Consider the following 14,325-nt stretch of genomic DNA (forward strand, 5'->3'; position numbering starts at 1 on the left):
GCCAGCAACGCCAGCAGCGAGGCCACGGCGAACGCCGCCACAAAGTTGTATTCGTTGTAAAGAATTTCCACATGGAGCGGCATGGTGTTGGTCTCGCCGCGGATATGGCCCGATACCACCGACACCGCCCCGAATTCACCCATCGCCCGCGCGTTGCACAGCAGAACGCCGTACAGCAGGCCCCATTTGATGTTGGGCAGGGTCACGTGCCAGAAGGTCTGCCACCCGCTGGCCCCCAGCACCAGGGCCGCCTCTTCCTCGTCGCATCCCTGCTCCTGCATCAGCGGGATCAGTTCGCGGGCGACGAAGGGGAAGGTGACGAAGACGGTGGCCAGCACCAGCCCCGGCAAGGCGAACACGATCTGGATGCCCTGGGATTTCAGGAACGGCCCGAAGACCCCGTGCAATCCGAACAGCAGCACGAACACCATGCCGGAAATCACCGGCGACACCGAAAACGGCAGGTCGATCAGCGTGGTCAGCAGATGCTTGCCGCGGAAATCGAACTTGGCGATGCACCACGACGCCGCCACGCCGAACACCAGATTGAGCGGCACGGCGATGACCGCCACCAGCAGCGTCAGCTTGATCGCCGCCGCCGCGTCCGGCTCCACCAGCGCGTCCCAATAGGCGGCAAATCCTTTCTGGAACGCCTGGGCGAACACCGCCACCAGGGGCAGCAACAGGAACAGCGCCAGAAACACCAGCGCCGCGGCGATCAGCCCCCGCCGCACCCACAGCGATTCGGCCAGAGCGGGCCGCCGCACCTTGACCGCCAAGGGAGCCGACGCGGCCCCGACGGCCAGACCCGCCGCCTGATGCTCGACGGACGCCTGATGATCAACGGACATGGCGCGCCCTCATCCACGATTGCAGCAGGTTCAGGACCAGCAGCAGGGCGAAGGACGCCAGCAGCATCAGCACCCCCACCGCCGCGGCCCCGGCGTAATCGAACTGTTCCAGTTTGATGACGATCAGCAGCGGCACGATCTCCGTCAGCCCCGGCATGTTGCCGGCGATGAAGATGACCGACCCGTATTCCCCCACTCCGCGGGCAAAGGCCAGCGCAAATCCGGTCATCAGCGCCGGAAAAATGGAGGGCAGCACCACATGCCACACGGTCTGTATGCGCGAGGCGCCGAGACAGGCCGCGGCCTCTTCCTCCTCGGGCGGCATTTCCTGGAGCACCGGCTCCACCGTGCGCACCACGAACGGCAGGCCGACGAAGATCAGCGCCACCGCAATGCCGATGGGGGAAAAGGCGACCCGGAGACCGAACCATTCCATCAGCGGCGCCCCGATCCAGCCGTTGGGCGCATAGAGCGAGGTCAGCGCGATGCCCGCCACCGCCGTGGGCAGGGCGAACGGCAGGTCGATCAGCGCATCCACCAGCCGTTTGCCCGGAAAGCGGTAGCGCACCAGAACCCACGCCACCAGCAACCCGAACACGGCGTTGACCGCTGCGGCCGCCAGAGACAGGCCGAAGCTGACGCGGAAGGCGGCCAGAACGCGGGAATCGGTCGCCACCGACCAGAATCCGGACCAGCCCAGCCCCGACGCCTTCACCGCCAGCGCCGCCAGCGGCACCAGCACGATCAGGCTCAGCCACGTCAGCGTAATGCCCAGCGTCACCCCGAAACCGGGCAGGACGCTGGGCCGCCGAAACTGCCAACCGACGGCCCCAGCCATGCTCACTTCTTCCCTTGGGTGATCTGGTCGAACACGCCGCCGTCGGCGAAGTGCTTGGCCTGTGCCGTGCGCCAGCCGCCGAAGGCGCCGTCGATGGTCACCAGCCGCACATCGGGGAAGCGGGAGGCATAGGCCTTCGCCACCTCGGGGTTGCGCGGACGGTAGAAGTTCTTGGCGGCGATCTCCTGCCCTTCGCGGGTGTAGAGGAATTGCAGATACGCCTCCGCCAGCTTGCGGGTGCCCTTGCGGTCCACCACCTGATCCACCACGGCCACCGGCGGCTCAGCCAGGATCGACAGGCTGGGAACCACGATTTCCAGCTTGTCGGCCCCCAGTTCCTGCACCGACAGGAACGCCTCGTTCTCCCACGCCAGCAGCACGTCGCCCAGTTGCCGCTGGGTGAAGGTGATGGTGGAGCCGCGCGCACCGCTGTCCAGCACCGGGACGTTCCTGAACAGGGCGGCGGTGAATTCCTTGGCCTTGTCTTCGCTGCCGCCGTTCTTTTCCAGGGCATAGGCCCAGGCGGCCAGATAGTTCCAGCGCGCCCCGCCCGAGGTCTTGGGGTTGGGCGTGATGACCTGGACGCCCGGCTTCACGAGATCGTCCCAGTCCTTGATGTTCTTCGGGTTGCCCTTGCGCACCAGGAACACGATGGTGGAGGTGTAGGGCGAGGAATTGTCCGGCAGCCGCTTCTGCCAGTCCTTGGACAACAGGCCGGCGTCGGCGATGGCGTCGATGTCATACGCCAGCGCCAGGGTCACCACGTCCGCATCCAGCCCGTCGATGACCGACCGCGCCTGCTTGCCCGACCCGCCGTGGGATTGGCGCACCGTGACGGTGTTGCCGCCCGACGCCTTCTTCCACTCATCGGCGAAGCTTTTGTTGAACTCCACATAAAGTTCGCGCGTCGGATCATAGGACACGTTCAGCAGCGTATCACTGCCCGCAGCACGGGCGGCGGCAAAACCGAAAACTGCCAGACCAGCCGCCAGAACAAGGAACCGAGACCGAAACAGCATGGATCACTCCCCGCGGATAACCGCCAATTACCTATCTTCCCACTAGGCTTATTATTTTGATAATCCCATTTGCCTTGGAGAGAATAACTGTCTTCCCGGTGGAGCGAAAGTCCTCTTTTCACCTGCTCCGTAGAATTTTTACAGGTTTCGAATTTATTAACAATATGGCAATGTTAATAAGTGGTTGGGGAGGCATCTGGCGAAAGGCTGTCACACAACGGCCCGGACGCCAAGGGCGCAAGGGGGGCGTCACAAATCCACCCGCTGTTCCCGCCGGCGGTCCAGCGCCACCTCGAACTGGCGCAGCAGCCGCTTGAGGGTTTCGAAGGGCACGTGGCGGGCCGGGTTGTTCTTCATGCACCGGCTGTCCACATGGACCACGCTGGTCAGCGCCGACACGCAATAGCCCAGCAGCCAATAGCGGCCCCGGATGGTGCGCAGGAAGTCGCGGAACAGCGCCGGGTGGCCAGCCATCAGGGTGCGGAAGCTTTCTTCGTATTCGGTCAGCACCCGGCGGATGTCGAGCAGGGTCGTATCCAGCAGGCGCCCCACCCGTTCGATGTGCATCAGCATCGCCTCGTCATGGGGCCGGTGCATCTTGATGTCGAAGGGGATGCAATCCTTGGACTTCAGCCAGCCGATGATGGCCCGCACCCGCGGCGCGATGCGGCGAAGCTGGTATTCGTAATAGGTGATGCCCTTCCACGCGCTGAAGATCATGTCGGCCTCCCCCCGCTCGATGCCGAAGGCGGAGACGAAATGGCCGGCTTCTTCCATCTCGGGGTTCCAGATGGCTTCCAGGAACCGTTCGATGACGGGGGCACGGCTGCCCTGGCTCAGCGCCTTGTGGACGATGGGTTCGATGCGGTGCCGGATCAGCAGGCGGATCTGATGCTCCTCGTCCTCATCGATCTGCCAATAGCGGTGATCGATGGGGATCTTCTTGGCCTCGAAACAGGTCTTCAGCAAAAAGGCGTCCAGCGACGGGATATCGTCGATCAGTTGGAGCAGGGTCACATCGCTGCGCGGCGATTCGCGGTCCACCGCCTCGGCACCGAAATACTCTTCCAGCAGGGTGGTGCTGTTGCGCGAGCGCAGATAGATGGCATGGCCGCCGGCCTCCCACTCGCGGGCGTTGTTGGGGATGTAGATGCCGGTTTCCACCGGGCGTTCGCCGGGGGCATCGCCCATCCCCCACACGTCGGCCCCCATGAAATCATCCTCGTCCCCCTGGCTTGCGTCAAAGTTGGGGTATTTGAACAGGATGACGTGGTTCAGCCCGTGCGCCTGGAACAGATGGGCGCCGCCGGGCAGGGCATCGGTCAGCGTCAGCAGGTTCATGGACACGCTGGAACCGCCGTACAGCACCTGTTCCAGAATGGGCGAAATGGCATCGGAATAACGCCGTGACCGCATGGCACTGTCCTCGGCTGATCGGGATACAGGGCATGGGGCAAGAGGCGGACACACGTCCGGCACGGCGGTTACGGCGACGGCACGTCATGGTGAACGGCATGTCATCGCAAAAGCAGACGCCGGACCAGCCGAATCCGCTTTGCCTCTATCCGTTAAACAAACCAATAACGAATATCGTTAAAGAACATTAATCAAAGAAATAGGCAGATATTTTTCTCCAGAGCCAACCAGTCACCCTACACCATCACAATCATCTTAGTTTTGACAACGAAGTTTGTTTCCGGTTCATGGAATTATTTAACCGCTCAAGCCATTAAGGACTGTTTAAGTTGAGACAGAAAACGGCGGCATGATTTCCAGCAGCCGCCGGGACGTCAGGGCGCCACGACCGGCATCCGGGCCGCGATGCGCAGGTAATCCCGGACCCGCATGTCCCGCCACCCGGCGTCCTGGTGGTTGCCGCAGGCACGGGCATGGCGGCAGGCCGCAATCCCTTCGGCACGGCCGTCCGCCGTCCGGGGCAGCAGGTCGGGCGGAACGGCGGCCAGAATGGCCGCCGCCACATCCGGCGGCGGGGCCGGAGCATTGGCCACCCACGCCTCCGCCTGCCGAAAGCCGTCACGGCACATCAGCCCGATCATATAATTGCACGCCGACTGCAGCCCCGGCTCCAGCAGGCCCGGACTGACGGTGATCAGGGGCAGCAGCGGGGCCAGCGACGGCACCAGGGTGTTGGCATAGACGGCAGCCCCCCAATAGCCTTCCGCCGTGGTGCGGAAATGGTCCAGATCGCGCACATTCTCCAGCCCCGATTCAGCGATGGGCAGGATCTCCACCTTGGGCTTGGTCGGCACCACCGTGTCGTTGGACACATCGAGATAAAGCCCACCCGCCTGGAAGGCGTTCTGGAAATAGCGCTCCCGCAGCACCCCCCACACCAGCCGCACGCTGCCGCCGTGGAGAACGAAATTGTGCAGCGCCAGTTCCCCCGCATCGCCGGGGGCCCGCAGCCGCCGTTGCAGCCGGGCCAGCGCCGCCATGGTGATTTCCAGGCACCGGCCGCGGGGGTAACCGCCGCCCATGATCGGCGGCAGGCGGGGCGCCAGTTCCGCGTCGATGTCCGCGCGCAGGGCGTACAGGCTGCGCTCGATCTCCCCCAGCGCCGGCAGCAGAAACCGGCGCGTCAACTCCTCCTGCCGGGCATCGACGGGCAGGATCTGCTGCATCAGCGTGTCCATGCGTCAGATATCCGCCACTTCGACCACGCCGGGCAGCGCCTTCAGCGCCGCCCGGCTCTGGGGCGTGATGGCGTAGGCGCCGGGAAGCTGAACGTCCACCTCCTGCAGCGGGCCGGTTTCCACCAGCACATGCAGCCGACCGCGCCCGCGGCCCAGCCGCTCCAGCATTCCCTTCAGCGGTTCCAGCGGGCGGGCGTCGCGCACCACCACCCGCAGGCCGTCGGACACCGACGACACCGCCTCGTCCAGCGGTTTGACCTCCTGGCAGGTCAGGCGGATGTCCTCGCCGTTCATCTGGGCGTCCACGGTCATCATCACCGGGCGCCCGGCTTCCAGCAGGTCGCGGTTGGACGACAGCACCTCCGAGAAGCACGTCACCTCGTACCCGCCCGACGCGTCGGACAGCTCGACGAAGGCGAAGCGGTTGCCGGACTTGGCGGTCTTCTCCTTGCGGCTGACCACGATGCCGGCCATGCGGTAGCGGGTGGAGCCGCCCCGCGCCATGGCCTGGGCCAGATCGGCGGAGCGCACCACCTTCATCCGCCCCAAGGGGCCGGAAAAGGCGTCCAGCGGGTGGGCCGACAGGTAGAAGCCGATGGACTGGAACTCATGCTTGAGCTTTTCCAGCGGTTCCCATTCCGTCACCTTGGGCAGGTCGGGTTCCTTGAAGCCGCTGCCGCCCCCGCCGCCGAACAGGTTGCCGATGCCGCTTTCCCGCTCCGCCGTTTCCGCCTGGGCGTAGCGGATCAGGGTTTCCAGGGCGGCGTGCACCTGGGCGCGGTTGGGGTTCAGCCCGTCGAACGCCCCGGCGCAGGTCAGGTTTTCCAACTGGCGCTTGTTGATGGTCTTCAAATCCAGCCGGCGGGCGAAGTCGAACAGGCTCTTGTACGGGCCGTTCTTCCGCCGCTCCTCCACCACCGCCTTCATGGCCGGCAGGCCGACACCCTTCACCGCCGCCAGCGCATAGCGGATGGCCTTTTCCCCGCCACCGAGGGTTTCCACGGCGAAGATGGCGTCGGACTTGTTCACGTCGGGGGTCAGCAGCCGCACCTTCAGCCGCGACAGCTCCTGGCGGAACACGTTCAGCTTGTCGGTGTTGCCGAGGTCGAGCGTCATGGACGCCGCCATGAACTCCACCGGGTGGTTGGCCTTGACCCACGCGGTCTGATAGGCGACCAGCGCGTACGCCGCGGCGTGGGATTTGTTGAAGCCGTAGCCGGCGAACTTCATCACCTGATCGAAGATCAGCGACGCCTGTTCCCCCGGCACCGCCCGGTCCTCCGCGCCCTTGACGAAAATGGCCCGCTGGGCGTCCATCTCCTCCTTGATCTTCTTGCCCATGGCGCGGCGCAGCAGATCCGCACCGCCCAGCGTGTAGCCGGACAGCACCTGTGCGATCTGCATCACCTGTTCCTGGTAGATCATGATGCCGAAGGTTTCCTTCAGGATACCTTCGAGCGAGGGGTGCATGTAATCGGCCGGCTCCTCCCCGTTCTTCACCCGGATGTACTTGGGGATGTTGTCCATGGGGCCGGGGCGGTACAGGGACACCAGCGCGATGATGTCCTCCAGCCGGTTGGGCTTCAGGCGGCGCAGCACGTCGCGCATGCCCGAACTTTCCAACTGGAACACGCCGGTGGATTCGGCCCGGCCGAGAATCTCGTAACTCCGCGCGTCGTCCAGCGGGATGGCCGTCAGGTCCGGCTTTTCCGGGATCAGGTTGACCGCCGTCTGCAGCACGGTCAGCGTCTTCAGCCCCAGGAAGTCGAACTTCACCAGACCGGCCTGTTCCACATACTTCATGTTGAACTGGGTGACCGGCATGTCCGACCGCGGGTCGCGGTACAGCGGCACGAGCTGGTCCAGGGGCCGGTCGCCGATCACCACGCCCGCCGCGTGGGTGGAGGCGTGGCGGTACAGCCCTTCCAGCTTCATGGCGATGGAGATCAGACGGGCGACGGTTTCATCCTCGTCGCGGGCCTGGCGCAGCATCTCCTCGCTGTCCAGCGCCTGCTGGAGCGTGACCGGGTTGGCCGGGTTGTTGGGCACCATCTTGGAGATGCGGTCCACCTGCCCATAGGGCATCTGGAGCACGCGCCCCACGTCGCGCAGCACGGCGCGGGCCTGCAGCTTACCGAAGGTGATGATCTGCGCCACCCGGTCATAGCCGTACTTGTCCTGGACGTAGCGGATCACCTCTTCGCGGCGGTCCTGGCAGAAGTCCACGTCGAAGTCGGGCATGGACACGCGCTCAGGATTCAGGAACCGCTCGAACAGCAGCCCGAAGCGCAAGGGATCGAGATCGGTGATGGTCAGCGCCCACGCCACCACCGAACCGGCGCCCGACCCGCGGCCCGGCCCCACGGGGATGCCGTTGGTCTTGGCCCATTTGATGAAGTCGGACACGATCAGGAAGTAGCCGGGGAACTTCATCTTGACGATGACGTCCAGCTCGAATTCCAGCCGGGCGAAATAGGTCTTGCGCGTCTCCGCCCGCTGTTCCGGCGTCATGTCGGGGGTGTAGACGCCCTTTTCCAGGCGGTCCTCCAGCCCGGCGCGGGACTGGGCGCGCAACTCCTCGTCCTCCGTCCGCCCCTCTTCGGTGGGGAAGGCGGGCAGGATGGGCTTGATGGGTTTCAGCAGGAAGGAACAGCGCCGCGCGATGACCAGGGTGTTGTCCACCGCTTCCGGCAGGTCGGCGAACAGGGCGCGCATCTCGTCCGCCGACTTGAAACAATGGTCCGGCGTCAGGCGGCGGCGTTCGTCCTGGCTGATGTAGGCGCCCTCGGCGATGCACAGCAGCGCGTCGTGGGCCTCGTACATGTCGGGGGTGGCGAAATAGCAGTCGTTGGTCGCCACCAGCGGCAGAGCGTGGGCATAGGCCAGATCCACCAGCGCCGGCTCCACCGCATCCTCGATGGCGGCGAAGGCGCCGCCGTGGCGCTGAAGCTCGATGTAGAGCCGGTCGGGGAACAGGGTCTTGAGACGCTGGAGAACCTCCACCGCCGCGTCCGTCTGCCCTTCGGACAGGAGCCGTCCGACGCTGCCCTGCGGACCGCCGGTCAGCGCGATCAGGCCGTCGGTGTGCCCCTCCAACGCTGACAGCGGCACCTGCGGCCCCGACAGAGGATCGGAATCGAGGAAGGCCTTCGACACCAGCTTCATGAGGTTGTTGTACCCCGCCGCCGACTGGCACAGCAGCACCAGCGGGTCGGGGGTGTTCACCCCCCGGCCCGGCACCCCGCGGGGTGCCGCCGCCGGGCCGGGGCGGGTGATGCCGAGGATGGTGCCGATGACCGGCTGCACCCCCTCCCCCGCCGCGGCCAGCGCGAATTCCAGGGCGCCGAACAGGTTGCCGGTGTCGGTGACGGCCACCGCCGGCATCCCCTTCTTCACGCACAGCTTGACCAATTCCTTGACCTTGATCGCCCCCTCGGAGAGCGAATAGGCGGAATGGACGCGCAAGTGAACGAATGAGGCGTGCGGCATGGCGGCCCTCTGGGTGATCCGGTCCCTAGAGGTGGACCAGAACCGCCATGGGAATCAAGCGGTGCCGCCGCGCATCAGCCCGTCACCGCACCCCGTGGCCGTGATGAAGGGTGGCATCCTCCCGCTCGCGCCGTTCGCGCGCTTCCTGCGTGCGCCAGAAGCGCAGGCGCAGGCGGGGGGCGAGGAACCAGGCGATGGGGGCGGCCAGGATGAAGCTCAGCGCCACCACCACCGGCATGAGCTGCAGCGCCCATTGCGACAGGCTGGGCACGCCCAGCACCAGAACGACGCCGATCCCGAAGACAACGGCGTTGACCATGCCGTAGATCAGCAGGGCCAGACGGAAACGGGTGGAGACATGCATCGGAAAAACTCCCGGATGGGCTGGTGAACGAAGTGTCAATCCGTTCAACCGGCCCACAACCGGAGCGTTCCCGCTGCGCTTGCCCTCAGAAGGGTTAGGCCGCCCGCACCGCGTGGATGTAGCGCTCCACTTCCGCGCGCAGGGTGTCGGCCTGCTGGCTCAGCGTGGCGGCGGTGCCCAGCGCCTCGCCGGCGATGCCGCTGGTCTGGCGGGCGGCGTCGCGCACGCCTTCGATGTTGCCGGCCACCTGCTTGGCGCCCATGGCCGCTTCGGCCACGTTGCGGGCGATGCCAAGGGTGGCTTCGTTCTGCTGTTCCACCGCCGCGGCGATGGAGCGCGTGACGTCGCCCATCTGGGCGATGGTGCCGGCGATGCGTTCGATGGCCTGGACCGAATCCTCGGTCACCGCCTGCATCTGCTGCACCTGTCCCTGGATCTCCTCGGTGGCCTTGGCGGTCTGGTTGGCGAGGTTCTTGACCTCCGACGCCACGACCGCAAACCCTTTGCCGGCCTCGCCCGCACGGGCGGCCTCGATGGTGGCGTTCAGCGCCAGCAGGTTGGTCTGGGCGGCGATGGAATTGATGAGGACCACCACCTCGCCGATCTTCTGGGCGGCGTCGGACAGGCCGGCGACGGTGCTGTTGGTGGTGGCGGCCTCGTGCTCCGCCTGTTCGGTGATGCGGCTCGATTCCTCGATCTGGCGGTTGATCTCGCCCACCGAGGCGTGAAGCTCCTCCGCGGCGGAGGCCACCATCTGCACGTTGGCGGACGCCTGATGGGCCGCCGCCCCCACCGCCGCCGAACGGTCGGTGGTGGTGTTGGCGGTCTGGGACAGGGTTTGCGCGCTGGTCTGCACCGCACCGGCGGCGCGGCCCAGAACGCCCACCACCTCGCTCATGCGGTGGTCGAAGGCTTCCGACAGGCTGGCGATGGTGGTGCGGCGGCGTTCCTCGGCCAGGGCGCGGGCGTGCTCCTCCTCCGCCCGGCGGCGGTCGGCGGCAAAGACGTCGCTGAAGGTGCGCAGCGCGCGGGCCACTTCGCCGATCTCATCGGAACGGTCGGTGAAGGGCACCGGCACGTCGGCGGAGCCCTGGGCAATGGCGGTGGTGGTGGCGGTGATGCGCTTCAGCGTGCCGACGATGCCGCGGGTCACCGACACCGCCATCAGCAGCGCCCCGGCGGTGATGGCGGCCACCACCCCCACCAAGCGCCAGACACCCGCATAGAAATCCTTTTCCGCGTCGGTCAGGAACATGCCGGTGCCGACCACCATGCCCCACGGGCGGTACACGGCGACGGCGGAGATCTTCTGTTCCGGCTCGGCGTCGGCCGACGGCTTCCACCAGTAATCATAGGCGGAGCTGTCGCGGGTTTTCAGCACCTCGATCATGTCGGTGAAGATGGGCGCGCCGCGGGCGTCGCGCACCTGATCCAGCGCCTTGCCCTCCAGCGTGGGGTGCATCAGCATGATGCCGTCCATGCTGTTGATCCACACATACTGAACCGTGTCGTAGCGCAGGGATTTCAGGGCTGCGAAGGCTTCGCGCTTGGCGGCGTCCTCGGCCATCTCGCCACGCAGCGCGCGGCCGTGATAGCCCTTGATGATGGAAATGGAGGCGTTGACCATCTCCCGCGCCTGCTTGCGGTGCTGGGCGACGATGCCGTTGCGCATGTCCACCATCACAAAGCCGGCCACAACCACCATGCCCACCAGCAGAACGGCCACCACGCCGTACAGCCGTTGCGCGATGCTCAACCCCTTCAGGAACGCCATGATCCTTGCCCGCATTTCCCAAACCGGGACCGCCCCGGCCCGTACGGGGGCGCATGATGCATTGCAGCACGCGGGGGTCAATGCGGAAACGCCGACAATCAGGACACAAATGGTAACGGTTTGTTAATTATAGGGACAGAAAAGATCATTATTCCCTAAAATGCGCATGGATATTGCGCACACCGACGAACCCATGACGAATTTCTTTCAAATTCGCCACGTAATTTGATTTGGTTACGAAGCACCGCCATTCTGCGGCATAATGCCGCAGAATGGATTTGCCGCAGGGTGGAACGGGCGATTCAATGATCGCTGGCCAGAACCTTGCGGATCCGCCGCACCCCGTTCCAGACAAAGAACAGAACCACCGGAATCATCAGCCCGATCACCAGATCGGGATCGACCTTCAGCCCGAACCCCTTCAACGACTTGGCGGCATAGCCGACGATGCCGATCAGGTAATAGCTGATGGCCACCACCGACAGCCCCTCCACCGTTTCCTGCAGGCGCAACTGCACCTCGGCCCGGTGGTCCATGGATTTGAGAAGCTGGGCGTTCTGCCCCTCCACCGCGATTTCCACCCGTGTGCGCAGCAGGTTGGACGCGCGGGCCAGACGCTGGGACAGCGCCTCCACCCGCGCCTGCACCGCGTCGCAGGTGCGCGACGCCGGGGTCAGGCGGCGTTCCATGAACTCGCCCACCGTCTGCAGCCCCTCGATGCGCACGCTGCGCAGTTCGCCGATGCGCCGTTCCACGATACCGAAATAGGCCCGCGCGGCGCCGAAACGGTATGAGGCCTCGGCCGCGATCTGTTCGGTCTGGGCCGACAGCCGGGTCAGCCGGTCGAGCACGTCGCGTTCGTCCTCCAGCCCCTGAAGGTCGGTGGTCTGGGCGGTCAGGGCGGCCAACTCGGCTTCGATGGCGCCGATGCGCGGCAGCACCTGCCGCGTCACCGGCAGCGCCAGCAGCGCCATGACGCGGTAGATCTCGATCTCCATCAGGCGCTGGACATAACGCCCGGCCTGCCACGGGCTCATGGAATGGTTCTGGATCAGGATGCGGCTGAAGCCGTCGCCGTGGATGCGGAAATCGGTCCAGGCGGTGGCCGCCCCGCCGGCCACGCGGTTGCCGGCATAGGAATCCGACCCGAACACCGCGGCCAGCTGGCCGGCGTCCGGCTCGTCCGACGCCGCTTCGCGCAGCACCACATGCACGCCCACCATCATCTGCCCCGGCATTCCGCCCAGCCAGTCGGGCGGCAGAGCGTCCAGCGCCGGTTCGGCAAACGTCTCGTCGGACCGGCCGGGGCGAAAGATGGTGTAGGTGGAAAATTCCGTGTGCCGCTCCCACTTCAGCCGGAAGGTGCCGAAGGAACCGCTGTAATGGGTGGCGCTGCGCGACGGCTTGGGCACGCCGGCCCACTGGCACAGCCGCTCCAGATGCGCGCGCTCCGCGTCCGCCGCGCCCTCGCCCGACAGCATGGCCAGGACGGTGGCGCGGATGGGCGCTTCCAGATACTCCGACGGTCGGGCGTGAACCTCGTTGGTCAGGGCCACGCGCAGCGGGTGGTCCTTCAGCGGGCGGTCCGCCAGACCGGAAATGGGGGTTCCACGGGAATCGTCGGTCACTGCGGTCATGGCGGTCGCTCGGCACCGGAGGGAGGAGAGTGGGTGATTCGCATGGCATCATGCACCGGCGGCCTTGCCGGACCGGCCCGCCGTTGCCACACTAAGCACAGCACACATAAACCACATCCCGGCGCCGGGCGCGAGATGCCGCAGCGCGGGAAACCCTTGTTCTTTCGTCCAGGCACGGGACCATCCCGGCCCGGACCCGTCCTTGCGGAGTGTCCATGAGCGCGCTTGCCGTCACCGATGATCTGTTTTTCAACCGCGCCGGGCTGGACCGCGCCCGCGTGGAGGGCATCGTCGCCGAGGCGTTGGGTGCTGCCGACGACGGCGAACTCTATCTGGAATACGCCCAGTCGGAGAGCCTGGGCTGGGACGATGGAAAGCTGAAGTCCGCCAGCTTCGACACCACCCAGGGGTTCGGCCTGCGCGCCATCGCGGGCGAGGCCACGGGCTATGCCCACGCCTCCACCCTGTCCGAAGACGCCATCCGCCGGGCGTCGTCCACCGTGCGCGCCGTCAGCGCCAACCATTCCGGCACGGTGGCCGAGGCGCCGCAGGGCACCAACCGCGCCCTCTACACCCCCGACAACCCCCTGGCCCTGGTGCCGTTCGAGGAGAAGGTCCAGCTTCTGGCCGCCATCGACGCCTATGCCCGCGGCAAGGATCCCCGCGTGCGGCAGGTGAGCTGCTCCATCAGCGGCGAATGGCAGGCGGTGCAGATCCTGCGCGGCGACGGCGTGCGGGTGGCCGACCTGCGCCCGCTGGTGCGGCTCGGCGTGTCGGTGGTGGTGGAAGAGAACGGGCGCATGGAGACCGGCGGCCACGGCGGCGGCGGCCGCGTCGCCTATGGCCAGTACATGCAGGAAACCACCTGGAAATCCTTCGTGGACGAGGCGCTGCGCCAGGCGCTGGTCAATCTGGAATCCATCCCCGCCCCGGCGGGGGAGATGACGGTGGTCCTGGGGGCCGGCTGGCCCGGCATCCTGCTGCACGAGGCCATCGGCCACGGGCTGGAGGGCGATTTCAACCGCAAGAAGACCTCGGCCTTCTCCGGCCTGCTGGGCCAGCGCATCGCCGCCCCCGGCGTGACCGTGGTGGACGACGGCACCATCGAGAACGCCCGCGGCTCCATCAGCGTGGACGACGAGGGCACGCCGTCCCAGTGCACCACCCTGATCGAAGACGGCATCCTGGTCGGTTTCATGCAGGACCGCATGAACGCCCGCCTGATGGGCGCGCGTCCCACCGGCAACGGCCGGCGGCAGAGCTTCGCCTATCACCCGCTGCCGCGCATGACCAACACCGTCATGCGCAACGGCCAGCACACGCCCGAAGAGATCATCGCGTCGGTGAAGAACGGCATCTACGCCAAGAACTTCGGCGGCGGCCAGGTGGACATCACGTCGGGGAAGTTCGTGTTCTCGGCCTCGGAAGCCTATCTGATCGAGAACGGCAGGATCGGCGCGTCGCTGAAGGGCGCCACCCTGATCGGCAACGGGCCGGATTCCCTGACGCGGGTGCGGATGGTCGGCAACGATTCCCGCCTGGACCCCGGTGTCGGCACCTGCGGCAAGGACGGCCAGGGCGTGCCGGTGGGCGTGGGGCAGCCGACGCTGCTGCTGGACGGGCTGACCGTCGGCGGGACGGCGGCGTAACGGAATGGACTATGCCGAGGGGATCTTCCCCTCGGCGCTCCCCGGCAGGG

General features: G+C 66.3%; 10 protein-coding genes (1 of these 10 cut by a window edge). 1 reads left to right on the forward strand and 9 read right to left on the reverse strand.

Annotation, left to right across the window (positions count from 1 at the left end):
- From cysW to M2352_RS15135, 9 genes are all read right to left on the reverse strand, one after another.
- A protein-coding gene (gene cysW, locus M2352_RS15095; protein ID WP_264665395.1) for a sulfate ABC transporter permease subunit CysW crosses the window boundary here: on the reverse strand, positions 1–851 show its 5' portion. Its footprint begins 76 nt before the window's first position; the window shows 851 of its 927 coding nt (coding positions 1–851); the start codon lies at positions 849–851; its stop codon lies off the left edge, out of view.
- Complete coding sequence (gene cysT / locus M2352_RS15100) at positions 841–1,689, reverse strand: sulfate ABC transporter permease subunit CysT (protein WP_264665396.1); 849 nt, start codon at positions 1,687–1,689, stop codon at positions 841–843. Before cysT ends, cysW begins: the two co-directional genes overlap by 11 nt.
- A 2-nt stretch (positions 1,690–1,691) precedes the next feature.
- On the reverse strand, positions 1,692–2,708 hold the full coding sequence (locus M2352_RS15105) for a sulfate ABC transporter substrate-binding protein (protein ID WP_264665397.1): 1,017 nt from the start codon (positions 2,706–2,708) through the stop codon (positions 1,692–1,694).
- Between the two features lie 249 nt (positions 2,709–2,957).
- Positions 2,958–4,124: a hypothetical protein gene (locus M2352_RS15110; RefSeq protein ID WP_264665398.1), complete on the reverse strand. Its 1,167-nt coding sequence runs from the start codon at positions 4,122–4,124 to the stop codon at positions 2,958–2,960.
- A 374-nt stretch (positions 4,125–4,498) separates the two neighbouring features.
- Entirely contained in the window at positions 4,499–5,362 is an 864-nt protein-coding gene (locus M2352_RS15115) for a hypothetical protein (RefSeq protein ID WP_264665399.1), read from the reverse strand.
- 3 nt (positions 5,363–5,365) lie between these two features.
- Entirely contained in the window at positions 5,366–8,851 is a 3,486-nt protein-coding gene (gene dnaE / locus M2352_RS15120; RefSeq protein ID WP_264665400.1) for a DNA polymerase III subunit alpha, read from the reverse strand.
- A gap of 82 nt (positions 8,852–8,933) precedes the next feature.
- Complete coding sequence (locus M2352_RS15125; protein ID WP_264665401.1) at positions 8,934–9,215, reverse strand: hypothetical protein; 282 nt, start codon at positions 9,213–9,215, stop codon at positions 8,934–8,936.
- A gap of 94 nt (positions 9,216–9,309) precedes the next feature.
- Positions 9,310–10,989, reverse strand: a complete 1,680-nt coding sequence (locus M2352_RS15130; RefSeq protein WP_264665402.1) for a methyl-accepting chemotaxis protein — start codon at positions 10,987–10,989, stop codon at positions 9,310–9,312.
- A gap of 302 nt (positions 10,990–11,291) precedes the next feature.
- A complete protein-coding gene (locus tag M2352_RS15135) occupies positions 11,292–12,626 on the reverse strand; it encodes a DUF3422 family protein (RefSeq protein ID WP_264665403.1) in 1,335 nt (444 codons plus the stop codon).
- A gap of 215 nt (positions 12,627–12,841) precedes the next feature.
- Here M2352_RS15135 and tldD point away from each other — a divergent pair, with 215 nt between their 5' ends.
- Positions 12,842–14,275: a metalloprotease TldD gene (gene tldD, locus M2352_RS15140; RefSeq protein ID WP_264665404.1), complete on the forward strand. Its 1,434-nt coding sequence runs from the start codon at positions 12,842–12,844 to the stop codon at positions 14,273–14,275.
- The last annotated feature ends 50 nt before the right edge of the window (positions 14,276–14,325 follow it).

Source organism: Azospirillum fermentarium (genome assembly GCF_025961205.1).
Taxonomy (GTDB): Bacteria; Pseudomonadota; Alphaproteobacteria; order Azospirillales; family Azospirillaceae; genus Azospirillum; species Azospirillum fermentarium.